Annotated in this window: 17 protein-coding genes and 2 pseudogenes; 11 read left to right on the top strand and 8 right to left on the bottom strand. The window is 57.4% G+C overall.

The annotated features are described in order from the left end of the window. Nucleotides 1-154 precede the first annotated feature (154 nt). The 3 genes and pseudogenes from V1289_RS22110 to V1289_RS22100 form a co-directional block, all read right to left on the bottom strand. Nucleotides 155-1687, bottom strand: a complete 1533-nt coding sequence (locus V1289_RS22110) for a tannase/feruloyl esterase family alpha/beta hydrolase (protein ID WP_334407614.1) — start codon at nucleotides 1685-1687, stop codon at nucleotides 155-157. A 605-nt stretch (nucleotides 1688-2292) separates the two neighbouring features. Continuing rightward, a complete protein-coding gene (locus V1289_RS22105) occupies nucleotides 2293-5217 on the bottom strand; it encodes an ATP-binding protein (RefSeq protein ID WP_334398825.1) in 2925 nt (974 codons plus the stop codon). Nucleotides 5218-5940: 723 nt separating this feature from the next. Continuing rightward, a pseudogene (locus tag V1289_RS22100) lies at nucleotides 5941-6273 on the bottom strand (transposase); the annotation flags it as partial. Between V1289_RS22100 and V1289_RS22095 the strand changes: the two are divergent. From V1289_RS22095 to V1289_RS22085, 3 genes are all read left to right on the top strand, one after another. Further along, a complete protein-coding gene (locus V1289_RS22095) occupies nucleotides 6221-6892 on the top strand; it encodes a group II intron maturase-specific domain-containing protein (RefSeq protein ID WP_334398824.1) in 672 nt (223 codons plus the stop codon). The pseudogene V1289_RS22100 and the gene V1289_RS22095 overlap by 53 nt on opposite strands. A gap of 285 nt (nucleotides 6893-7177) precedes the next feature. After that, the gene (locus V1289_RS22090; RefSeq protein ID WP_334398823.1) at nucleotides 7178-8470 is read left to right on the top strand and encodes a sensor histidine kinase; all 1293 of its coding nucleotides are present in this window, start codon (nucleotides 7178-7180) and stop codon (nucleotides 8468-8470) included. Between the two features lie 325 nt (nucleotides 8471-8795). Next, nucleotides 8796-9290, top strand: a complete 495-nt coding sequence (locus V1289_RS22085) for a peptidoglycan-binding domain-containing protein (protein ID WP_334398822.1) — start codon at nucleotides 8796-8798, stop codon at nucleotides 9288-9290. A 185-nt stretch (nucleotides 9291-9475) separates the two neighbouring features. Here V1289_RS22085 and V1289_RS22080 read toward each other — a convergent pair whose 3' ends face one another. Beyond that, a complete protein-coding gene (locus tag V1289_RS22080) occupies nucleotides 9476-9733 on the bottom strand; it encodes a hypothetical protein (protein WP_074274865.1) in 258 nt (85 codons plus the stop codon). 341 nt (nucleotides 9734-10074) lie between these two features. Here V1289_RS22080 and V1289_RS22075 point away from each other — a divergent pair, with 341 nt between their 5' ends. Further along, on the top strand, nucleotides 10075-10389 hold the full coding sequence (locus V1289_RS22075) for a hypothetical protein (protein WP_334398821.1): 315 nt from the start codon (nucleotides 10075-10077) through the stop codon (nucleotides 10387-10389). A gap of 187 nt (nucleotides 10390-10576) precedes the next feature. Next, on the top strand, nucleotides 10577-10882 hold the full coding sequence (locus V1289_RS22070; protein WP_334407612.1) for a GlsB/YeaQ/YmgE family stress response membrane protein: 306 nt from the start codon (nucleotides 10577-10579) through the stop codon (nucleotides 10880-10882). 151 nt (nucleotides 10883-11033) lie between these two features. Here V1289_RS22070 and V1289_RS22065 read toward each other — a convergent pair whose 3' ends face one another. Continuing rightward, nucleotides 11034-11654 carry a hypothetical protein gene (locus V1289_RS22065; RefSeq protein ID WP_334398820.1) on the bottom strand — a complete coding sequence of 207 codons (621 nt, stop codon included), beginning with the start codon at nucleotides 11652-11654 and terminating at the stop codon, nucleotides 11034-11036. 469 nt (nucleotides 11655-12123) lie between these two features. Here V1289_RS22065 and V1289_RS22060 point away from each other — a divergent pair, with 469 nt between their 5' ends. Continuing rightward, nucleotides 12124-13686 (top strand): putative bifunctional diguanylate cyclase/phosphodiesterase, encoded by a 1563-nt coding sequence (locus tag V1289_RS22060; RefSeq protein ID WP_334398819.1) that lies wholly within the window; start codon nucleotides 12124-12126, stop codon nucleotides 13684-13686. Nucleotides 13687-14732: 1046 nt separating this feature from the next. Here the strand turns inward: V1289_RS22060 and V1289_RS22055 are convergent. Beyond that, nucleotides 14733-17138, bottom strand: a complete 2406-nt coding sequence (locus V1289_RS22055) for an EAL domain-containing protein (RefSeq protein WP_334398818.1) — start codon at nucleotides 17136-17138, stop codon at nucleotides 14733-14735. A 412-nt stretch (nucleotides 17139-17550) separates the two neighbouring features. Between V1289_RS22055 and V1289_RS22050 the strand changes: the two genes are divergently transcribed. Then, on the top strand, nucleotides 17551-18399 hold the full coding sequence (locus V1289_RS22050) for an amino acid ABC transporter substrate-binding protein (RefSeq protein WP_334407609.1): 849 nt from the start codon (nucleotides 17551-17553) through the stop codon (nucleotides 18397-18399). Nucleotides 18400-18877: 478 nt separating this feature from the next. Then, the gene (locus V1289_RS22045) at nucleotides 18878-19156 is read left to right on the top strand and encodes a DNA -binding domain-containing protein (protein ID WP_334398817.1); all 279 of its coding nucleotides are present in this window, start codon (nucleotides 18878-18880) and stop codon (nucleotides 19154-19156) included. Nucleotides 19157-19255: 99 nt separating this feature from the next. Here the strand turns inward: V1289_RS22045 and V1289_RS22040 are convergent, their stop codons facing one another. Both V1289_RS22040 and V1289_RS22035 read right to left on the bottom strand, forming a co-directional pair. Further along, nucleotides 19256-19489: a hypothetical protein gene (locus V1289_RS22040; RefSeq protein WP_334398816.1), complete on the bottom strand. Its 234-nt coding sequence runs from the start codon at nucleotides 19487-19489 to the stop codon at nucleotides 19256-19258. 4 nt (nucleotides 19490-19493) lie between these two features. Continuing rightward, nucleotides 19494-19823 (bottom strand): hypothetical protein, encoded by a 330-nt coding sequence (locus V1289_RS22035; RefSeq protein WP_334398815.1) that lies wholly within the window; start codon nucleotides 19821-19823, stop codon nucleotides 19494-19496. 208 nt (nucleotides 19824-20031) lie between these two features. On the opposite strand from V1289_RS22035, the gene V1289_RS22030 reads away from it, so the two are divergent. The 3 genes and pseudogenes from V1289_RS22030 (at nucleotide 20032) to V1289_RS22020 (ending at nucleotide 23242) form a co-directional block, all read left to right on the top strand. Continuing rightward, on the top strand, nucleotides 20032-20895 hold the full coding sequence (locus V1289_RS22030) for a tyrosine-type recombinase/integrase (protein WP_334398814.1): 864 nt from the start codon (nucleotides 20032-20034) through the stop codon (nucleotides 20893-20895). 9 nt (nucleotides 20896-20904) lie between these two features. Continuing rightward, a pseudogene (locus V1289_RS22025) lies at nucleotides 20905-22108 on the top strand (IS91 family transposase). Nucleotides 22109-22666: 558 nt separating this feature from the next. After that, nucleotides 22667-23242 carry a DUF1349 domain-containing protein gene (locus tag V1289_RS22020; protein ID WP_334398813.1) on the top strand — a complete coding sequence of 192 codons (576 nt, stop codon included), beginning with the start codon at nucleotides 22667-22669 and terminating at the stop codon, nucleotides 23240-23242. Nucleotides 23243-23436: the final 194 nt, after the last annotated feature.

Here is a 23436-nt window from a genome sequence, read left to right as displayed (position 1 = left end):
GTCAGTTTCGAGTGTGGTCACTTCTTTTTCTTTTGGGCGCGGAACGGTTGGCCAGGCTTGGATTGATCAATTTGCCGCGCCGGGGCGACATGCAACGCGTTCCGGTGAACGCGCAGACGCGGCATGCACTGGAACAAGAATCTGCTCATGAACCTCACGGCCCGTATTGCGGCGCCGGGGTTTCGTTGAAATCGGCCTCGTCAGTTACGCACGCGAAGCTCGCGGCGCTGTTCGTGTCGCCAGAGCCCCGATACACCGGGATTTGCGGATAGACGCAGAGCGGGCGCTGCATCTGAATCCCCAGTTGCGGATTGTCGCTGTTGTACTTGGTCGCAATCACCGAGTTCGGTGCGACACCCTTCTCGACCCACTGCGTCAGCGCGCTCAAGAGATCATGCTGCGGGTCGGAGCTCGGGGCCGGCTGCTGAATCATGCCGCCGAACGAACTGGGGCCGGGGCCAGGACCGATGGATGCGCCGCAGTGCCACATGCCGGGCGCCATGAAAACGCGGGCAAAGCCCTGGATCTGCTTGAACGCTCCGGGCGACTGGCTGCCGACCATCGTTTGGGCGAGCGCGTTGAAGTAATTGATGGTGCTGGGCGAGGGTATCAGCGGGTCCGCCCAGCCGTGATAAAGGATGAGCTTGCCGCCGCGGCCGGCGAACGGCCGCAGGTCGGTGCTGGTGGCGTTGAGGTCTGCGGCAAGTACCTGATCCACGGTGGCCATGTTCGTGTTGAAGTCGAACGTCTGCCACATCCAGCTCAGACCGAACACCCACTTGAACAGGCTGTCGAACGCCGGCTCGGTAGAGCTTTCGTTGAACGCGAAGCCGAGCGCGAGGGGGTTGCTGGTCTCCGAACCGGGCATGTTGCCGGGATTGATGATCGCGCCGTTGCTCGGGTTGACCGAGCCCTTGTAGTAGACCTTCATGGCGTTGACTTGGTCCGTCGTCAGACAGGTCGCACCATCGACGTTACCCGGGCATTGCAGCTGCGCGGGGTCGAATGTGCAGTTGCGCGGATCGGTGAGGAAGGCATCGCTCTTGAGCGCGCCATCCTGACCGCCGCGCTGCGCGAGCACCGCCTTGTTGACCATGTCGAACTTGGTCGCCGGGATGAACCCCGTCGGCGGCAGGTGGGTCGCGCGATAACTCGCGATCAGCACGGTGTGCAGGTGCGTGCGGTTGTGCGCCGGCGCCCCGGCAAGGATCCCGTTGTAATCGTCCGGGAAGCGCTGCGCTTCCATCAGCGCCTGCTGGCCGCCCGTCGAGCAGCCGGCGAAGTACGAGTGATGCGCCGCATTACCGTAGAAGGCCTCGATCAGCGCCTCGGAGAACGTCGTCATCAAATGCGTGGCGCGCCAGCCGAAATCCTTCCACTTTTCCGGATGACCAGTGAGCGCATCGCCATTGACGCCGGCGGCGCCGGTCGCTCCCATGTCGGTATTCGCGGTGGCGAAGCCGTTGTTGATGCCTTGAGCGAGCTCGCTCTGGAAAAAACCTCCCGCATAGCCGCCATTGCCGGTCCCGAGATAACGGCCGTTGTACCGTTGCGTGGGCATCCAGACCTGCACGCCGATGCTGGAATCCGCCGTCGGCGCGATGGTCGCGCTGACTTGGCAATAGGGCGGCAGATTGGTGAAGGCGAGGTGCCAGGTATCCGGCGCCACATACGGCCCTCCCGGCATCGAGGTCGCCGAGTTGATGGTTGTGTTCGGATAAGAGAACGAAGTCAAATTCTCGCAAGTCGTCGGCGTAAGGGCGGCGGCGGGCAGCGCAGCAAGGGTGCCGAAGCCCAGCACTGCCGAGATGGTGCGGCCAACCCGGGTGCGCCGGATGTGTGGGAATGGGATCGGAAGCCTGGCTGCCCTACATTTCATTGATACCTCCCTGGCTGTGCACTCATCCACTGCGCTACGCCAAACAGTCAGTTCGCGGTGGCTGACGCGTTTAGGTTCCATTCATAATAGCGGCACAGCTATTCGGTTCCAATGCCGTTCCAAAACTGGAACCACCGCACGGTTTCATCGTTCCGCGGCGACGTGGGGATGGAAAAGAACTAGGACCCAGAGCAACGCTCGGTGCATTGCACAATGAAGCTCTTCGGCGGGAGATAGCAGGAAGGCCGCCTTGCGTCGGTTCTGCTTGTGGCACAACTCGGACATGCCGCCGTGGTCGCTCTATGTCCGTTGTTGGGGGCGGAGCGGAAAACATATGCTCACATTGAGCTTTTCCGGTTTTGACCCGGAACGGTCATGGGCGCGTGTTCATCGATCCGGGTTAAATGACGAAGTCAAAGTCTCGCTAATTCTACGCGCGCGGATTTTCCTTTAAGCATTTCCTTCGCCAAAACGAGATCTGGTGTGCTGAAACCCTCTGTGAACTGACCGTAAATTGGCCCGATTAGATCTTGGGCTCTCTGAACTTCGCCGCGCTCGATCCAAATGTGCGCGAGTTCCAATCCTGCTCTCAATTCGAACGAAAGTGCCGATTGTTGCCGGGCAAAGGTCATTGCTTTCTCAAAGCCCTCTTCGGCTGACGGGGTGTCGGGCTTATCGCCGGACGCGAGCGCCTGGCCCTTTGCCAAGAATAATGCTGGAAGATAGAGAGCCGCGTTGGCTTCGACTTGGACTGCGATCGACTTGTCCAGAAGAGCCACCGCTTCCGCGCGCGAGTTTTGCTCCGCCAAGCACAACGCAAGCGCGGGCACTAAATCTGGCACATGAATTTCGTACCGCTGAGTTGCCAGTTTCTCCAGACTGTCGCGCAAATGTTGTATGCCGTCGCTTGTTTGACCAGTACGGATCAAGTATCGGCCCTTAAATCCCAGCGCAACTGCATCGAATGGCTCTAACGATTGCTTCTCAGCAGTGAGTTCGAGCCTCGACAGCCGCCGTTCCACCTGCTCCAAATTGTCAACCCAAAAATAGATCGCCATCGTCTGGATAAGCGTGCCACACAGCGCGATCATCCGCCCTGATTTCTCCGCCTCCTCGATGGCCATTTCAGCATAACGAAGGGCCTGATCGACCTTGCCAGTGAACCACTGTGAACGGCTAGTGCAGACAAGCGCCAAACTTCGTGGATCGAAAGAATATTGGCTCGCATTGAACGGTCGGAAACCAGACCGGCTACGCAGTACCCGTTCACTATACTTTTGCGAGCGGACGTGGTCACCAAGAAGATAGTACGCCGCACCAAGCAAGGAATCGGCGATAGCGGCATCGTCGGGGTTGCCCGTCTTCTTTGCGACAACCTCGCTTCGGAGTGCGAATTCAAGTGTTCCGGCCACGTCGACCATGCGAAGAGAATAAATCGACAGTGCAACAATCAGCCGCAATTGCTGTCGCGCATCTTCGTACCGCTGCGCAAAGTTTAGCGCCGTATCGAAGGCATCGCGGACTCGCTTGCTATCCCCCTCGATAAACATGAGCGAGGAAGCAAATGACGCATGAATTTCTATCTGATATTGCGGGTCGCAGTCCGACGTTATCCGATTGATCGCCTTCTCCATCCAATTTCGGCATTCCAAAAAGAGCGACATGGACAGAAATAGTTGGGCAGCAGCAGCCGCCAATCTGAGGGCGGTGCGGTCACATCCGCTAGGACCAAAGCTCCACTCAAGGGCGGCTCGGACATTTCCCAGATAATCTTGCAGAGAATTTGGTACCGCCTCCGCACTCCTCAATTTGAAAAGGTCCGGGCCGTTGGCTTCCAGCAACTGAATCGAGAAGTTCGCGTGACGCGCCGCAACGAATTCATAATCGTTGCTGCCCACAAGTTTCTCGAAAGCATATGAGCGCGTCGTATCGAGTAAACGGTAGGACGCTTCCCGCGAGTCGATCCGGGGTTCGATGAGAGATTTGTTAACCAGACTTCCTATCGCGTCCGTAACATCTGTCTGGCCTGTACCTTTTTCTTCCGCCACCGCGAGTGCCGCCTCCAGCGTAAAGCGTCCCCTGAAAATCGCCATTCGGCGCAATACCACGCGCTCGACCTCTGAAAGGAGATCGTGGCTCCAGTCCAACGTGGCGCTAAGCGTTTGATGCCGTGGATTCGCTGTCCGTCGACCGAACTTCAGCAGGTCGAGTCGCGAGCCCAATCTCGTTGCAATGTCCTTTACGCCGAAGAGTGCGGCCCTTCCGGCGGCGAGCTCGATTGCGAGCGCTATGCCGTCGAGCTTGCGGCAAATTTCGGCCACGAGGGGGGCTTCGTCGTTGCCAAGCGAAAAATCATTACCACGCGCTTTAACGCGCTCTACAAACAACCGTGCAGCCGGATAAGAAAGAACCTCAGCCGCCGTCTGCCTTGGTTGTTCTGGCGGGCAATCCAGCGAAGGAAGCCGAAATACATGTTCACCACCTGTCTGCAATGCCTCTCTGCTGGTTGCAAGCACGTGGATGTCGGACGCAAATTGAAAAATGCGATCGGCGACTTCTGCGGCTTTTTCGATGAGATGCTCGCAGCTATCAAGGAGAAGGAGAGCCTTTCGGCGGCATAAAAAGTTGAGCAACGCATCTTCCGGATTGGCAAACTGCGCGGCGTGCCCAATAGCGGAAGCTATGGCGCTGACGACCTGCTCCTTGTCTTTCACAGTTGAGAGATCGACGAAAAACACAGCGTCTCCGAAGTCAGCCAACGCAGCGTGGCCGACAGCCAGCGCGACCGTGGTCTTGCCTATGCCGCCAACACCCAGAATGGTGATAAACCGCTCCGTCCGCAAACGTGATCCAATCTCAAGAACAGCATCGTCGCGACCGATCATGCGACTGAGTGCCGGTGGCAGATTTGACGACCGAACAAATAAGCTGGTGTCATGGTCTTCTGCCGCTCTGCGCGTGACCGGCGCCATAAAGCAATAACCGCGTCCCTTCACATTTGCGATATATCTGCGACCGCACCCGCCGTCCCTCAGCGCCTTGCGCAGCATCGACAAATGAACACGCAGGCTGATTTCCCCGACCATGACGTTCGGCCATACCTTCGCCATTAGTTCGCTATTGCTGACAACCTCGCCGGCCCGGTCGACAAGAGCTAAAAGGATGTCAAAGGCTCTCCCGCCTAGCGGAATGACTTCGCCCGCCTTCCTCAGGGAACGCTCCGTTACGTTCAGCTCGAATGGATCGAACATAATTCTGAACGCGCTCGGTGAGCCGCGTTTTTCGGCCGAATGACTAGCTCCGTCCAGACCAATGGGCTTTCCGTCGGTTGGATGCAAAGTCGCCCCTGGTCAAAGTCAAGTTAAGATCGAAACCTTTTGCGGCTCAGGTGTGTCGCCTAGACAAATCAGGTCAGCACAGGAAGTTGAAAAATTGCTCACGGCTTTGGCATCAAGAACGAGACGGGGCAGTTACAGGCGTGACAGCGTCCAGCTGACACACCCGGATAACACCGCCGAACACGGTATATTCCGCTGCTAACTGAGCGCCCCGAGTTGATGACGTAAGCATGACAGTGCGGGCACCCGGCGCCTCGGTCAACGGACCACCGTCAATCTCAAGACGGCCAAACTGCTTGGCAGTACCAGAGACGTTCCTGCTGCGGGCTGACGCTATTATTGAGTAACATTGGCAAATGTCCGCTTCTGTGAAGGGTTTCGGATGACGGGCCATCGCGACGATTGGGCTTGCACCGGGGCCGTCGTCCGAAAGCCTCCAGTGAAGGAACGCGCGGGAGATGAGGCGGCGACGGTGACGCGCGGGCTATGTGGATTTGATCGCGGTGCTGGCGGCGGACGCAAGGCGCGAGAGCGTGCCGGTGAAGTGAAGGCGGGCGCTGGTGGGTCTCGGGCTCTCTTTAGCAGCGATGAGCATGACTTTCGGGACCAATTGCGCTGTGGAACGCGCTGACGGGCATCTGTCCGGTCGAGCGTCGCCGTGGCCGGGTTGTGACCAGCGAGAAACGCGCTTGACGATGCGGGTGGGTGGTGTGGCGGCCGCGCTCATGAGGTGTCGATCCTGATTGCGACGAGAGCCGCCGTCGGCCGGTGGCGTGGTTGGCAGCCGGCCTCGAAGGTCTCGATCACGAACATACGGCCGCCACATCAGGGACAAGGCTTTGCGAGTGGCTGCGCCGCCGCCGGATCGATTTCGACCGCCGCTTCTGCCGCGGACGTTGCCAGTCCCAGGAGTTCATGCGCTCGCACGATCGTCTCGGCCCGGTTCGCGCTGGCGAACAAGCCGTAGTGGCGGATGCGATGGAAGCCTTTGGGCAGCACGTGAATGAGGAAGCGGCGGATGAACTCGCCGACATCGAGCGTCGATGAACTCGACCGCGAGCTGGAGCGCCGCGGACACCGCTTTGTTCGTTATGCGGACGACTGTAACATCTACGTTCGCAGCGAACGCGCGGGTCAGCGGGTGATGGAGAGCATCTCGCGCTTCATCACCCAAAAGCTCAAGCTCAAGGTAAATGAGGCCAAGAGTGCGGTGGCACGACCGCAGGAACGAAAGTTCCTCGGGTTCAGCTTTACGGCTGGTCCGGACATCAAGCGCACGATTGCGCCGAAATCGCTGGAACGGTTCAAGCAACGAATCCGGGACATTACGCGAAGGGCCAAGGGCGTCAGCATCAAGACGATAATGGAAGAACTGGCCACCTATATGCGGGGCTGGCGCGGCTATTTCGGCTTCTGCGAAACGCCCGAGGTGCTGATAGCCCTCACTCGCTGGGTCCGACTGCGACTGCGGGCCGCTCTGTGGCGCCAATGGAAAACCCCACGGCGCCGCCGCGCGGCACCCATCGCAAATGGGATCTCAGAGTGGGCTGCAAGGAACACGGCCGGCAGCGGCCGCGGTCCTTGGTATCTCGCCCGCAGCCGAGCTCTCTCTACTGGGCTCTCAAATGCATACTTCAAATCGCTCGGCCTGCCATCCTTGTTCCAATCGTGTTAGCGCAACCTCTCGAACCGCCGTGTACGGACCCGTACGCACGGTGGTGTGGGAGGGGCGGAGCTGCGAGGCTCCCCCCGATCTTTGGCACGAAACGGACCAAGCGCGCCGGTCTGACGATGTCCGTTGTCGGGGGAGGACCGGAAGTCATCGGCCTACGTCCAAACCGACGCGAATGACCCACAGCCGACGTTGGATGTTTGGCCGCATGTTCGGTTTGGACTATCGCAAACTGCGGCTGGGGCCGTTATGTTGCCCTCACCCCTCTAAGCTGAGGAACCGTTCCGCATGAACGAGAGCATCCACGGAGAAAGGACCGCTTCTGAGCTGCAAGATCGGGTGACCGAACTCATCGAGCAACAGACGGCCATCTCGGAAGTGCTGCGCGCCATCGCGAGCTCGCCGCACGACTTGCAGCCCATCTTCGACGCCATCCTCGACAGCGCCACACGTCTCTGTCGAGCAGAGATAGGCAGCTTACGTCTCTCCGAAGAAAGCGGCCTTCGTCGCGTGGCGATGCGAGGGGACCCCCTTATGGTTAGTCACTTTCGGTCATCAGTTGCAGTGCTCGCTGAAAAGGGGAGCCTTCCGTATCAATTAGCCGCAAGCAGGTTACCCACCCACATCCCCGACTTGACAGCACTTGAAGGCGATTATCGGGATGATGTTTTTAACACGGTGGTGGTGAAGGCAGGTTTCCGAACGGGCCTGTTTGTGCCGTTGCTCAAAGACAATGAGATAGTCGGGATGATTAGTCTGGGCCGCACACATGTGCAGCCGTTCACCGACAACCAGATTTCCTTATGCAGGGACTTCGCTGCGCAAGCCACCATTGCCTTGGAGAGCACCCGTCGCGAGCGGCAATATCGCGAGATGCAGAGCGAGCTGGCGCATGCCAACCGCGTCGCTACCATGGGCCAGCTCACCGCCTCGATTGTGCATGAAATCAAGCAGCCCATTACGGCGGGACGCACATATGTCGCTGCTGCACTGCGGTTTTTAGACAAAAGCCCACCCGATGTGGCAGAGGTGAGGGCGACGCTCGCCTGCATTATGAACGAAAACGGTCGAGTCAGCGACATCGTCGACCGGATCGGGGCTCTCATCAAAAAAGCGCCACCCCGGAAGGAGGTCGTCGACCTCAATGCGGCGATCCTGGAGGTGACCGCGCTAAGTCACAGCGAAGCGATCAAGACCCACGTCACGGTGTGCACGCAACTGGCGGACGAGTTGCCACGCATCCAATGTGATCGGGTGCAACTGCAACAAGTGATGTTGAACTTGATCGCCAATGCCATCCAGTCGATGAGTGGCGTAGCGGACGGCAACCGCGAATTACACATCAGCACCGCGAGTATCGAGCCGGAGGGCGTGTGCGTTGCGGTGCGGGATACCGGCCATGGACTGCGCCCGGAGAGCCTGCCGCGTCTTTTTGAACCCTTCTACACGACGAAGCCCGACGGCATGGGTATGGGCCTCTCGATCTGCCTCTCGATTATCGAAGCCCATGGTGGGCGGCTGTGGGCGACCAGGTGCGAGCCGCGGGGTGCTCTCTTTCAGTTTACGATCCCCGCTGACTGAGCCGCCATCCGTGATCGATGTCGCTTATTGGCACGAAACGGACATGGCGGGTTGGCCGGACGATGTCTGCTCTCGGGGGTAAAACAGACATCCCATTTCATAGGGCGTCACGACCGTTTTTGACGGTGGTCTCAACCCGGTTGAGCCGGCAACCCAATTCGGACAGTCGGGCGCGCAACTGCCCTCTCTTGTTGGGCAGTCTCAGTGTAATGCGGTGTAACATTCGACGCGCGATAAGGAACAAGTGACCCGGATAACAGTTGCCCGACATTAGCTCTCAAAGCGAAATCACTGAGAGACTTTAAGATCAGGGAAGAATAAGCCATTGCGTGTCTTCATCATCGCATTGTCAGTCTTGGGATTTTTCGTCAGTGCAAATGTTGCCAAAGCCGGCCCCAGCACGACCGACCGCGAACTGTTGGCATCCGTCGATCCGGCGACCTTTGCCCACGAGGCAACTCAGGAAACCGAAGATCAGATAGGCCTCGACAAGGGAAAGCGTCGCGACGTGCAGCGCCGGCTGACCGGTCTCGGCTTCGACACCAAGGTCAACGGTCGGTTCGACGAGTCGACCCGGTCCGTCATCACGCGCTGGCAGGCGGCACGCGGCTATCCCAAGACTGGCTTCCTCAACACGCTGCAGCATCAGGCGCTACTGACCGAGTCGGTCTCAGCGGCGCACGCCAGCTCTAGCAGCAGCGACAAATCCGATGACGGACATCTGGCCCGTCGTCACGGTGGGGGTGGTGCTCACCCTCACCGCAGCGGTCCAGGTGGACTGATTGGCGGCGTGGTGGGCGGACTGTTCGGACGCAGGTGACCCGACAAATTGTACGAAGCGTGAGTTCTCAAACTTCTTCGGTCCGCGCGATCAGCAATGCCCCAAAGGCGCCGATGCGCGCTGCGACTTGATCGTACGACATAGATGCCCCCAATCGCTGACTGGGGCGGGCCAGTAGTTTTTCGAACCAATAGACCCGCCCCTGTACTCGCGCCCTCACTTCATTACTTGATGCAAGTCTTGTCGGCCGTCAAAGCCGTTTCCGCTGATGCATGTGTCGGATGAGCGGCACCGATAACCTTCATGTTGCCACCAGCGGCAGGCTGGGCATTGACAACTTGACATTTCATCGTCGCGGTATCCTGAGCCACGTAGAACGAGGAAGCACCTGATGGCGGCGCTTGACCGACAGTTTTGTCCTGCGCGAACGAAGGTGCAGCGAATGCGAGAATAGCAGCCGTCGCTAAAAGAATTTTCTTCATGGTGTCTACCAGTTGTCGTGCGTCCAGTATTGGACAGGGAGCAAACAGAGTCAGCCGATAAAGGTTCCAGCAATAATGGATTTATTTTTATATCACTATCTAAGATTGCAGTCCTTCCTCTGAGTGGATTATTTCTCGTAGCGCAGCGATCCGATCCATCCGCAACCCCGAATACATTTGGGAGTCGCTCGCAGCGAGATACGGGTGAGGTCTTTTGTTCGGTCAGCTGTGCTTCCGCAAATGGGCTCGCATCAGGCGAGCAACGGCATTTCGCGTGCTCCTGGAACCATTGGCTCGCGAGCCTATTGGCTTCCTGACACAATCACTTTTGGAGAAATGCTATGAACAATCTCGCGATCTCTCTCGCAGTCGGCGCAAGTGCGCTTTTCATCACTGCTGCTTCTGCTGCACCACTTTCCGCCGATTTATCAGTCACACCGGAGAGCAACATTCAAAACGTCCGCATGGTCTGTGATGAAAATGGCCGATGCTGGCGCGAACGCGGTGAACGCCGCGTCATCATCCGTGAGCCCAGTGATTCATACGGATACGCTCCTCGTGAGCGTTATATCGAACGCCGCGGATATGAAGAACGTGGCGGTATCGGATTCCGCGCTCCCGGCGTGAGCGTGGGCATCGGCACCGACCGCTACTGAAGAAACTGAGGATATGCAAAAGGCCGTGGAGAGGGTCTAGGCGCAATCTCAAATGGCGTAGACCGATTGCGTCAGCCGTACTTGGCGCCAAATGCGAAACCGCAGTAAACCGATCAAATTTGTACAGACAGCAGCAGATCAGTTGGTAATGCTGCATCTGAACCAAAAAAAAGCCGGAGGTGACATAATGAATATGTCGAGTGAAAGCCTGTTGGTCATATTGTTTGTGGGTCTCGTTGCAGGCTGGTTGGCAGGTCAAATCGTGCGAGGGACCGGTTTTGGGATCATTGGTGACCTCATTGTGGGAATTTTGGGCGCCTTTATCGGAAGTTGGCTGTTGCCTCAGCTAGGCATCCATCTCGGTACGGGAGTGATCAGTGCAATCGTCAACGCTACCGTTGGTGCGATATTGCTACTCGTCGTCGTGCGACTCGTTCGAGGTGGCGGCGGCTGGGGAAGTAGGTGGAGTGGCGGCTGGGGTCGGCGCTGGTAACGTATCGCTACGCTCCCCTTCGGCTCCCCCAGCGCAATTTCGTTGGCAATGCCGCCTCGCTTCCTAGAGTAATCTTCCGCGCGGCTCTAACCTTCACAGGGGTGAGATCTTAAGGTTCATGCAACATCCATGCATCTTATCGTTCTTGGAATTAGTCGTCCTCGCCATCAGCCCCGGAAGCGAGGGTAGGCATGGCGGGCGAATTTGGGATCTGCTCCCAATGGACAAACATGAATCGTACGATGGCATTCTCCGTTTCAATCACTCTCGCTGAATTGATCCGGTAGAGCAGGAAGCAGGCGCCGAACAAGGCGACAGTACCTAAGGCAAACCCTAATACACTATGGAGGCTTGTGAAGAGTACCGCTGCAGCCAAGGCCGTAGGAGCTACAAGCCCGATGACTATATTGATCTCAATCTCCGCGCCCTGTGTGGAAAGGGCAGGAGCCTTGCCCTCCAGCCAAAGTTTGCAGAATTCTCGCAGGTAGGATTCGGGTAAGCGAGGCAACTTACGTGCCGTTTCAGCAGACACGTCGACCAAGCCAAACACGCCGTATTTGGTGATCACTCGGTTGACCGCGTCTTCACCGTAAATAAAGCGGAGTCGCTGGAATAAGTCGGGAAGCGGCCGCGCAGGAGGCCAACCCATGCTCAGCCAAAAATTACTAACTGCGAAGCTGCCATCACGATTCAGGTATCCGACAGCACATGAGACCGCCAATCCCAAGGCAATAAAAACTAACGCGGGCAGCGGCTTAAAATCAGCTAACACACCCACTATGATTGGTAGAATAGGTTGTGTGGGAAGACTCCAAGAGAGATACAGCCAAATGACTTCACCGGATGGCCGTCATCCGAAACCCTTCACAAAAACAGACATCGCAGATGCGGTCCGAGGGCGCTCGGTCCTCATGGTGAGGTGTCCCTGCAGATCACAGGGAAATCATGGAATTAGAGTTCTGGCTTCTTCGTCTTACCAGACATTTCAGCTCGTCAGAGCTCCGGTTGCGCAACTTTGACTCACGAATTTACAGATCGTTAAACATCCTAATTGTCGCAGCCTTAAGAGAGCGGCGCTACGGTGCCGAGCCGAAGTTGAGAAAACCCGGAGTAGTTTCCAGAAGACGAAATTGATCAACAGCAATATTGGTTCACGGTTAATTTTACCGACCGCTGCAATCGGCGGAGATCTTGTCTCATCGTGGCTTATTCCAGAGTCCGGCGTTTGAGTGAGGTGTCGCTTGAGTAAGGCCCTGAAGCGTTTCTTCGCGATAAGTTTGTCGGAAGTGATCTTTCGAGAAATTACCGATGGCTTGGTGATTTTCTCGATGTCGTTTCTGACGTATATGTTGATCGCCGAATGGGGCGGACTTTCGATTCTTCGAAACGTCCTCCGCCTTGAGATCGAGACCCCTTCGCTACTCTATTTCTGCGGCGTCGCGTTGGTAGTCTTTAGCATGCGACGCATTGGCGACCAAAGACGGGAACGCGCAAAGCGGGTTGCCGCCGAACAAAACGCCTATCTGGCGTCGACGCGGGATCCTTTAACTCAATTGCCAAATCGGCGGCAGTTCCAAATTGAGGTGAGTACTGCGCTGAAGAAATCAAATAAAACAATGAGCGTCCTGTTGCTCGGCCTCAATCATTTTAAAGAGCTCAATGAAGTATATGGGCACCTAGGGTGTGACGAAGCGCTGTCCCAAATCGGCTCGCGGATACGCGATAGCGCCAATCCAGACGACCTCTTTGCGCGGATCGGTGACGATGAATTCGCGCTGTGTTTGGCAGGCATGGACCCGGAAAACGCTCTGAGGGTTGCCGGCGGGTTGCTCGAGGTCGTCAAAAAGCCGGTCCAAATCGGAATAGAACATCACAGCATCAGCGCCAGCATTGGCATCGTGCAGGTAGGCCGTGGCCACACGACCGTCGATGAGCTCCTCCGATGCGCCCACGTCGCGCTTTCGCGGGCGAGAAGTGGCCAAGTCGATTGCTGCTTTTTTGATCCAAAAATGGATGCACATGTCCGCGCGAGGGCCCTTTTAGAGAAGGATCTGCGCGAGGCAGTTGGGCGCCGCGACATTCGACCCCACTATCAACCCATCCTCGATTTAAAAACGCGGCGGATTGTCAGTTTTGAGAGCTTGGCGCGCTGGCACCATCCGATAAACGGCCTAATCGCCCCATATACGTTCATTCCGCTTGCGGAAGAGTTGGGGCTGATGGACGTACTGTCTGGGCAATTGTTCGGCGATTCTTGCCGCGATGCGGCGAACTGGCCAGAGGATGTTTCCTTGTCGTTCAATTTTTCGGCGACGCAACTGAGCGGCAAGAATTTTGCGCAAAATGTCCTGACGATCCTCGCCGATAACGGGCTGCCGCCCTATCGCCTCGAGGCTGAAATTACCGAAAGTGCGGTTGTCTCGGACTTCGAAGCGACACGTCACGCCATTCGGACCTTGCGCAATGCCGGAGTCCGAATCGTTATTGACGATTTTGGCACCGGATATTCGGGTCTCTCCCAACTATATGAATTGAGGTTCGATAAGCTCAAGGTCGACAAGCGGTTTATCCAGGAGATCGGGAAAAGCTCCGAAAGCGATATCTTCATGCGAGCTATATTCGGTCTCTGCAAGGGTCTCGATCTGTGCGTGACCGCCGAAGGCATTGAAACTGTCGCTCAAGCCGATGCTGCATTTGCGTATGGTGCGCACCAGGGCCAGGGATTCTTATTCAGCGAAGCTGTGCCCGCTGACAGAGTTCCGCAGTTGCTCATTGGCTTTCCGCAGGCAAAATTCGTTGCGTGACAAAAAACTACACGACGGAAAGTCCGTTATGGGTGTGCGCCGTGCAAAGGCGGCGCTTTCCAGTGGGTGCAAGCCCCACCCGGCAACCGCTCCAGCCGGAAGCAATCGGAGCAGTCATGGAGGTAACGAAGTGGCTGAAGCCTTCGATTAGCGTGTCACGAATTGGTGACAGCGCGAGTGTGCAGGCCGCAACGCGAGTGAACGCCGAGCAATCCTCGAAAAGGACAATGCGCAGGTCGACCCGACAACCCTATCGGGGAAGACTGATACGTCTGGATGAAATGAGCGAAGCGATACGTTCAGACGCTGCGCCGGGGTAGTGGCGGCGGCATGTACACAAGGAAAGCGCACGAAACACGGGAAGCCCCAAGGGCGTGGTCAGCGATGACCAACCGGAAGCCCGTGAGGGACAGGCTGGGCGCCCTGGGGTGGCGGAGAGGTTCGTAGTACCGCGGAAGCCGGGTAACGCCGGTGGAGGGAAGGGACCTCAGTTCAAGACGGACGCAATACGTGGTGAAGGACCTGGAGATTGGGCAACCTATCAACTCCAATAAATGTCCGGAAGCTGCAGTGGATGTGGAAACGGAGCCATGGTGGAACCACTAAGGCACCGCCAGACGAAAGGGGCGGCAACAGATATGTTCTACCTAACGCCACCGCGCCACATCTCGACTCTACCAATCGCGTCGTCTTCACCTCCGCCGATGACTTCGGATCTACCCCGGGGAACGGACATCGTCAGAGCCGGCCGGCATGTCTCAAAAGCGCCATATCAGACGTCAATGTGGGCTAAATATCAGACCAGGCGGTCATCGCTTACGTTGGCACGCACGCTTGGCGAAAGGCTCCCGACAGCCTCGCGAGGTCTTCATCGCCATGTAGTGGAAATCGCTGCCCGAATGGTGAATTGGGAGCAAGACGATTGGCGAACAACTTCTTCGCCACGGGTTCGATGTGATGCATCAGGCATTGGTAGAAGTCGTCAGACAGATCGACCTCGAATTCAACTGCACCGGCGATAAAGGAGACGTGGCGCAGGGGAATGTTCAGGCGCTGAGCTGCTTTGCCTTCGCCGCGTCATTGCAGCCGACGAGTTCGGAATATTCCAAGATCGGGTGCGGCCGTCCCATCAGGTAACCCTGCACTTCATTACACGACTCGGCTGCAAGAAACTCGAGCTGAGCCTTTGTCTCGACGCCCTCCGCCAGCACTGGCAGATCTAGCCCGTGCGCCAACCCAATGACGGCACGCACAATGGCCGCCGACTGGGGATTGCTTTTCAGATTCGAGATGAATGACTGGTCGATCTTGATCTTGTCGAACGGGAACGATTGCAGATAGGACAACGACGAATAGCCTGTGCCAAAGTCGTCCATTGCAATGCGAACGCCAAGTGCCTTCAGGCGGCGCAGGATCGAGAGGCCGCGGTCGAAATCCTCGACCAGCACGCCCTCGGTGATTTCGAGTTCCAACCGCCTCGGCGCGAGGCCAGTTTCTAGCAGCACCGAATGTACCAATCCCGGCAGGTCACCGTGGCGGAATTGGATTGGCGATAGATTGACCGCAATTTGCAGCGGGTGTGACCATCCCGCCGCTTCGCGGCAGGCCTCGCGAAGGACCCATTCGCCTATTTGCATAATGAGACCGCTTTCCTCGGCAACCGGAATGAAGGTTGCGGGAGAAACCATGCCTCGCTGGGGATTGTGCCAACGGAGCAATGCCTCGAACCCGATCACCTCGCCATCGATCTTCGCCAGTGGCTGATAGTGAAGACGGAGTTCGTTCCGCTCGATGGCGGAGCTGAGTTCGTGCTGGATAGCGCGTCGCTCACGCAGTCTGTTGTCCATTTCGATTTCGAAGAAACGCGTCTTGCCGCGGCCAGCGGCTTTAGCGCGGTAGAGTGCGGCATCAGCATTGTTGAGTAGTGTCGTTGCGTCAATACCGTCGGCTGGAAAGATCGCAATTCCAATGCTGATTCCGATGTGCAAATGCTGGCCGTTCACTTCCCGATCGATTGCGACGGCCGAATGAAGACGTTCGGCGAGGATTTCGGCGAGCGCCGGATGATCGCCGTTCGGCGTGATGAGGGTAAATTCGTCGCCCCCAAGCCGCGCCAGGAAAGCCTCACCAGCTAGCGCACTCAGCTGTTGCGCCAGCTCGCGAAGCAAATCGTCGCCGATTGCATGGCCAAACGTATCGTTGACCTCCTTGAAGCGGTCGAGATCGATGCTCAGCACGGCAAACGATTCTTCACTCTCCCCTGCGGTATCGATTGCGCGGGCGAGACGCTCCACGAAAGCGGCACGATTGGGCAAGTCCGTCAGAGCATCATGGTGTGCCATATGCTCGATACGGGCCTCCGCCTCCTTACGCTCGGTAATATCTTCCGAGAGGCTTAGGAGGTAGCGCTGTTCGCCGGTCTCGTCCGGTATCGAAAGGTTCTTGGTTGTCAGGATACGCGTGCCGTTGTGCTGGGTGCGAACCGTGTGCTCGGCGATGGTTTGCAGGTCTCCTGTGCGTAAAGCCTCATCAGCGAGCGGGAACAAGGTTTCTGCGGGTTCCCTGGAGGACGGGTCATGCGCGCGTCTGCCTATCAAGTCGCCACGCGCTATCCCGAAAATTGCTTCGGCGGTCCGGTTGATGAGGACATAGCACCGATCCCGGGCATCCTTAACGACAACCGACACGGGCATGTTCTCGATGATGTTATCGAGAAATTTTTGGGTACGACCGAGCGTTGCAGCGGATGCATCAAGAGCTTCCAGCTGTCGGAAATGAATGAGAGAAATCGTCAGACCCGCGAGTGCCAGTGCAAGGAAGAGTCCCAGTCCGATGCCGATGCTTTGCCACATTACGGTATGGAGAAAGGGCGAGATCGGAACGTCGATCGCGAACGCACCCATAAGTTCATTGAGATGCCAATGCGCTTTGTTCGGCTGGAGAGCGTTATGACAGTTAACGCAACTCTGTTCCTGCGCGACACTCGGATAGACCGTGCGGAACATCAGCTCCCCATTGACATCGAGTATCTCTGATATGGGTTTTGGGTTTGGGGTCGCGACGAAAGCTTCGATGGTTCGGGCCATCTGGGCATCTGTTGGAGGCGTTACGATCTCTCGTCCCGGGCGACCGACCCAGGCCAGCCGAAACTCGGAATTATTGCCGTTCTTCTTGTTGAAAGCCTCGATCGCATGGGCCCGGAACGACGCTGGAACCGGCGCAGCTTGTCCGAGTTGTGATCGGATTGCCGAATAATTGGTGACAAAAGCGTCAACCAGCTGAAGGGCGGTGATCTTTTCGTTGCTCTTATGTTCCTTGAACCAGTTCACGCTGAAATAATAGAATCCATAGCCAATCGCCACAGACAGCGCTGCACAGAGACCCAGATGCACGAGAAAGCCGCGACCGGATCGCGACCGTACGAAGCGCCAGGACCGCGATAGGTCATTCATCCGTCATCCCCTCCGTTGCGAACGGATGATCCGCTAAATGACTTAAAGGGACGTTTCTCCTCGGTTGCAGGAAGAGCGCACAACGCGAACTCCCGACGCCAGATCCGTAAGGGCTGGCACTCTGAGTCCGCTTCGGGTCCGGCCGCATCAGTTTGGCCAGGTGCCGACCACTTCCGGTCTTCCCGAACTACGGACATAGTCAGGCCGGCCTGACATGTCGCAAACGTGCCAGGAACCGGCTTCAACGCACCTATTCGATCACGTCGCCGATCTTCCATTCGACGACTTGATAAATTATCCAATATCGCCAAGCATTGCCGTGAACAGCAATTGACGATGGAGAATCCCCGTGCGGAAAGACCTATTCGTGGCGCTGACGCTGGCAACGCTTCTTTCAGGACACGCAACCGCGATGGCGGACGAACTCACAGGCACGCTCGCGAAGGTGAAGGAGCTCGAATATATCACCATCGGGCACCGCGAGGCGTCGGTGCCGTTCTCCTACCTCGACGACAAGCGGCAGCCGGTCGGCTTCGCCATAGACATCTGCGCCAAGATCGTCGACGCGGTGAAACGCGAATTGAAGCTGGACAAACTCGAAGTGCGGTATCAGCTGGTGACGGCTTCGACGCGCATTCCGCTGTTGGCCAACGGCACGATTGACCTCGAATGCGGCAACACCACCAACAACGCCGAGCGGCAACAGCAGGTCTGGTACACCAATACGCACTTTCTGACGGCGAGCCGCTTCGTCTCGAAGGTCGAATCGAAGATCGGCTCGATCAACGACCTCAAGGGTAAGACGATCGTCTCTCCGGCCGGCTCGACCAACATCAAGCAGGCGCTCGAATTCAATAGCAGATTGAATCTGGGGATGACGATCATCCCGGCTCAGGATCAAGCCGAAGCGTTCCTTATGGTCGAGACCGGCAGGGCAGTGGCCTTTGTCCAGGACGATATCGTGATCGCGGGCCTGATTGCCAACGCGAAGGATCCAAAGGCTTACGTGATCTCGGAGGACGCGTTCTCCAAGCCTGAACCATATGGAATCATGCTGCGCAAGGACGATGTGGCGTTCAAGGCGATTGCCGATGCCGCGACCGCAAGCCTCTATCACAGTCCCGAGCTTGCGGCGCTCTACGCCAAGTGGTTCACCCAGCCAATCCCGCCGAAGGGGGTCAACCTGGATATCCCGATGAGCCCGGCGATGAAGCGGGCCTTTGAGACGCCAACGGATTCGCCGGATCCGTCAACCTACTGATCGGCAATGCCCGTTGGATGCGATGGCTACTGCCACAATACACTCATTTCGTGACCCCGCAGGTTCCGGCTTCGGTCGGCGTAACCACTTGGTTCGGACCGCCTGCTGCGGCGGTAGCGATTTGCCGTGGCCTATCGCCGATCGCGCGCTGATGCGGACGTCACTTCAGGTCCGCTTCCGGTCATTCGCGTCATTTTGAGCCTCCGCCGATGACTTCGGGTCTTCCCCGATAAGCGGACATACTCCGAGTCAGTCAGCATGTCTCAAAGGAGCCAAACTCTGACACCAAAAAATTGAACAAGTTTTCTCGCTCTGTTCAGATATTACTGGCGCTGTTGAGCCTTTCTCGCGCTCCACGGGGCTCGGGGCCGTGATGCGCTGCTAGCATCACGCGATGCAAACGCAGTGACTGCTAAGTGTGGGAAGCTGCCGTTATACTCATCCGACAAAAAAGTGACGCGAGTGGCGAAGAGACATCATGCAGAAGCCTCCGCTCGATCCTGACGTGGCCGACACAGCGCCGGAATCCGATACGCTCACGACCTATGATGAGCAGCACATAATCACTTATCTGCGCCTTCTAGACGCTGATAGTGATGGCGCAAATTGGCAAGAAGTTGCGAAGATCGTCTTACATATCGATCCCCGCCTTGAGCCTGATCGGGCACGACGAGCCTGGGTGACGCATCTTGAACGCGCCCGGTGGATGACGAGGACCGGTTATCGCCATCTGTTGCGAGGCGGAGCGCCCCACTGACCCGTGCGTGGCGCAGAGCTAATCTTGCACTAAACCGCTATCGCGGTAGGGAGCACGCGGCACCGCCACGGATAGGGGAGCGGCGCAGAGTCTGCGGTATCAACCCCTCGTTGCCGCGCGTCGCGCTGCTCCAGCGGTCGCCTCACTGAATAGATGGCGGGGGATATTAATTATGGCAAAGCGTCGCCGTTCTTCCGCGTGTATTTCGAAGTCTGCTTCTACAAAAATCTCGATCGTCTCCTCGCTGGCATGAACTTCGACCCGCACCGGCGAATCTTCAAAATCCACTTCGTATCGGCGACCGTTCTTTCCTCGGATAATCGCGTGCGCCATTTTGCTATCTCTGCCCTTGTTTCTTGAGCTTCTTCACTCGATGTTTCTGATAGTCGGCGACGGCCCGTGCAAGCGGCATCGAACGCGGCACGCGAACATGAGTCAGAGAGACAACGAGTGCTCTTCCTGTTTCTTGCGGGCGAGCCATATGGCACATGATGCCACCTTCGTCGCCGGCGTACGACAAATCCCAGACGGGGTGCATCCGATCAGAGTTGTCAAGATTTTCGTCTTTAAGATGGTCAATTAACGTTGGCGCCAACTCGACTTCGAACGGCGCAGCTGCCTTGAGCGCGGCCAGCAGTCGAGTAGTTTTCTCCGGATGATCGAGCATCGGCGCCATCCCTTCCACAATTGAGCTTGGTGATTCGACGATTACCGATGATAGGGAATATGGCTCAACAGAGCCATTCCTCATGCGTCGGGAAATATCTGTTTTCCGACCCTTGCGAATGGCTGACGATGGGGAAGTGCCCGTGGCCGTCGAACATCCTGTCTGAGAAGATTGCACGTTCGTGCAGTTCAACAGACAGGAGTATTCGATGTCCCAGCAAATCTCAGCGCTGCGGCAACGCATGATTGATGACATGACGATCCGCAACATGTCGCCATTGACCCAGAAGGCTTATGTGCGCGCAGTCAAGAACTTCAGTAAACATTTTGGCAAATCGCCGGACCAGCTCACGTTCGAGCATGTGCGCGAGTATCAACTGCATCTTGGTTCCCGCGGCCTCGGAGTGCAGGCCATCAATCAAAATATGTGTGCCCTGCGGTTCTTTTACGGAACGACGCTCGGCAAGGCCGCAGTGTCCGAGCAGATACCACTGGGGCGCAGGCCCGATGCACTGCCACCCGTTCTTGCGCCAGATGAAGTCGAGCGCTTCTTGAAGGCCGTGAGCGACCTTGAGTTCCGAACCGCGTTTGTGACGATCTACGCCACCGGGCTGCGCGTGTCGGAAGCGGTGGCGCTCACCATCAAGGATATCGACAGCGCTCGGATGGTGATTCACGTCCGTAGCGGCAAGGGCCGGAAGGATCGCTATGTCATGTTGTCCGAGCATCTGCTCGGCATTCTTCGCGCCTATTGGAGGTGCACTCGTCCGCAACACTTCCTGTTCCCTGGCCCCGACCCGGCCCGTCCCATTACGGTGCGCTCCCTGCAACGCGCCTGCCGCCTGGCCGCCGAGACTGCCGGCTTGGATAAGATGGTCACCGTCCACACGTTGCGGCACAGCTTCGCCACGCACCTGCTTGAGCAAGGGGTGGACATCCGCGTCATCCAGGATCTGCTGGGACACCGGCATGTCGATTCCACCGCTCGGTATGCCCGGGTCGCAATCAATACGATCCGACAAGTCAAAAGTCCCCTTGACGCCTTGAACATCGGCAAGCCGCCTCCGGCATAGTCGCCGGACATGTCCCGGCCGAAGCTGGAGGTGGCGGATATCTTCCGCCGCCACGGTGAAGCCTGGCGCAGGGACAGCGTCGGGCATGTGAGCTGTGCCCAGCTACGCGTCATGTCGGCGATCGAGGCCTGCCGTACCGCCGCGCTCGGCGGTCATGTCGAGCGCTGTGAGGACTGTGCCCACACGCGCATTGCCTACAATTCTTGTCGCAACCGGCATTGTCCCAAATGCCAGTGGGCTGCCGCCGCCCAATGGCTGGCGGCGCGCGAAGCCGAGCTGTTGCCAGTCCCCTATTATCATGTGGTGTTCACCCTACCGGCGCAGATCGGCGCCATCGCGTATCAGAACAAGGCCAAGGTCTATGGCCTGCTGTTCACAGCCGCGGCCGAGACTCTCATCACCATCGCGGCCGATCCCAAACACCTCGGTGCCAAGTTCGGCTTAACGGCTGTGCTCCATACGTGGGGGCAGAATCTCGATCACCATCCCCACGTCCATTGCGTCGTGCCGGGCGGCGGAATATGCCCTGATGGCAAGCGTTGGGTTGGCTGCAGATCGGGCTTCTTTCTGCCGGTGCGCGTGCTGTCGCGCTTGTTTCGGCGATTATTCCTGGAAGGACTGGTAGCGGCGTTCAAAGCTCGCGAGTTGCAATTCTTCTCTGACCTGGCTGGTTTGAAGGATCCGGACGCCTTCGCGGCGTATCTCGCGCCGCTGCGTAAGAGCGAATGGGTGATCTATGCTAAACGTCCGTTCGCCGGCCCCGTCCCAGGTCCTCGCCTACCTCGCGCGTTACACTCACCGCGTCGCCATCGCCAACAGTCGGCTGGTCTCGCTGTCTGCCGGCAATGTCAGCTTTCGCTGGAAGGATTATCGCCAGGACGGCAAGGGCAAAACGATGACGCTTCAAGCTGGCGAGTTCATCCGGCGCTTTCTGATGCACACCCTGCCGGACGGCTTCCACCGCATCCGGCACTATGGTCTGTTTGCAAACGGCCACCGTGCCGACATGTTGAACCGCTGTCGAGCACTTCTCGACACGCCATCCTCCAGCACTGCAGCCAACAACAGCGACGACGGTGATCCACCCGACACCACACAGGATCTCCATCTCTGCCCTTGCTGTGGCGGCCGGATGAAGATCATCGAGACGTTCGAAAGAACTTACGGAAGCCGAGGTGAGGCGAGAGACCCAAAAGGGTTTGACAGCTCATGATCGCAAGAACTCTCGCGTCGCTCCCACATGTGTTTGACTGCTGCCGTGTCAACGGCCACGGCGGCGCTCACCACCAACATCATGCCGCACACCATTTGGGACACGATCTCGATTCCACCATCTCCTTGCTTCACAATAACAAGCTCTCCAGCGAGCAGGGCTCCTCTCGTATTTTGCTGTCATCGCGCCTCAAGCTGACACCGTCGCTGCCAACGACGGCAATCATCAGCGCAAAATCCCCATAGCCTGACTCGCGGACCGCGGTTTCGTGCAACCAGGTTTCTGCAACGCCGCTCGACGGCATATGCGCGGTCCCCCGCTCGGTGCACGGCGTCGCAGAAACCTCTATCTTGTGCGACGTATATTATGCGGCTCCGTTGAGCCGTTTCCTCTCTAGTGCTGGTCGCACACTGTTTGCGTGGTGTTGCCCATTGACTCCTAGAGACTCTGTCCCTTGCCCGTCGCGATTTTCACGCTTTCATTATGACGAGGGCTCTCAATATCTGATTTACGAAGCGATGATTGCGACTACTACTCAGACAAACCACGGAGGATGCTATGTTCGAACAATGTGTCTGGATGAACGAACCTCGCGTCTGGAACCTGGACGCTGGTGTTTTGAATTTTGTCACCGACCATAAAACAGATTTCTGGAGAGAGACATACTACGGTTTTACGCGGGACAACGGCCATTTCTTTCACTGCAAAACGACTGGCGATTTCACTGCCGAACTCAGGGTGCAGGCTCGGTATAGTGAGCTTTACGATCAGGCCGGAATCATGGTGCGCCTGGATGAAGCGCGCTGGATCAAGGCCGGAATCGAGATGTCAGACGATAAGGCGCTCGTGAGCAGCGTTCTAACTGATAGACAATCAGATTGGGCAACCGGGATTTACTGGAATGATCCGGCTGATTTTCGGATGCGCGCGACCGTCTCGGCCGGAGTGCTCAGATTGCAGGTGTCATCAGATGGCCGCACTTGGAATCTCGTTAGATTGTCGCCATTCCCAAGAGCCGCATCTTACGCAGTCGGACCGATGTCCTGTACCCCGGAGCGCTCAGGCCTGAAGGTCTTGTTTTCCGATTTTCGTATCGGCCGTCCCTTAAACAAGGAATTGCACGACCTGTCCTGAGACGATCTAATTTCTCGGGTGTTGATTCCTTCCCGTTAAGAGCCGGTTGAACGCAAAGAATGGCCGTGGTCGCCGTCTTACATATGGCTCTGTTGAGCCGTCCCCTTACTAACATTGCCGTTTGGCGAATGTCCGCTTTTGAACGCGTAACGGACTCAAGTCAGACATCGCACCAAGTCCGAAAAGTGCCATCA

It is taken from the genome of Bradyrhizobium sp. AZCC 2289 (assembly GCF_036924615.1).
GTDB lineage: Bacteria > Pseudomonadota > Alphaproteobacteria > Rhizobiales > Xanthobacteraceae > Bradyrhizobium.
The sequence above is the reverse complement of the archived record's forward strand: the minus strand, read 5'-3'. Positions and strand labels throughout refer to the sequence as shown.

Bases quoted from the DNA above. Each gene is read 5' to 3' on its own strand.
- V1289_RS22110 (WP_334407614.1), bottom strand. From the start codon at position 1,687: ATGCCGGGAGGGCCGTATGTGGCGCCGGATACCTGGCACCTCGCCTTC.
- V1289_RS22095 (WP_334398824.1), top strand. From the start codon at position 6,221: ATGAGGAAGCGGCGGATGAACTCGCCGACATCGAGCGTCGATGAACTC.
- V1289_RS22090 (WP_334398823.1), top strand. From the start codon at position 7,178: ATGAACGAGAGCATCCACGGAGAAAGGACCGCTTCTGAGCTGCAAGAT.
- V1289_RS22080 (WP_074274865.1), bottom strand. From the start codon at position 9,733: ATGAAGAAAATTCTTTTAGCGACGGCTGCTATTCTCGCATTCGCTGCA.
- V1289_RS22075 (WP_334398821.1), top strand. From the start codon at position 10,075: ATGAACAATCTCGCGATCTCTCTCGCAGTCGGCGCAAGTGCGCTTTTC.
- V1289_RS22070 (WP_334407612.1), top strand. From the start codon at position 10,577: ATGAATATGTCGAGTGAAAGCCTGTTGGTCATATTGTTTGTGGGTCTC.
- V1289_RS22055 (WP_334398818.1), bottom strand. From the start codon at position 17,138: ATGAATGACCTATCGCGGTCCTGGCGCTTCGTACGGTCGCGATCCGGT.
- V1289_RS22050 (WP_334407609.1), top strand. From the start codon at position 17,551: ATGGCGGACGAACTCACAGGCACGCTCGCGAAGGTGAAGGAGCTCGAA.
- V1289_RS22045 (WP_334398817.1), top strand. From the start codon at position 18,878: ATGCAGAAGCCTCCGCTCGATCCTGACGTGGCCGACACAGCGCCGGAA.
- V1289_RS22040 (WP_334398816.1), bottom strand. From the start codon at position 19,489: ATGGCGCACGCGATTATCCGAGGAAAGAACGGTCGCCGATACGAAGTG.
- V1289_RS22035 (WP_334398815.1), bottom strand. From the start codon at position 19,823: ATGCTCGATCATCCGGAGAAAACTACTCGACTGCTGGCCGCGCTCAAG.
- V1289_RS22030 (WP_334398814.1), top strand. From the start codon at position 20,032: ATGTCCCAGCAAATCTCAGCGCTGCGGCAACGCATGATTGATGACATG.
- V1289_RS22020 (WP_334398813.1), top strand. From the start codon at position 22,667: ATGTTCGAACAATGTGTCTGGATGAACGAACCTCGCGTCTGGAACCTG.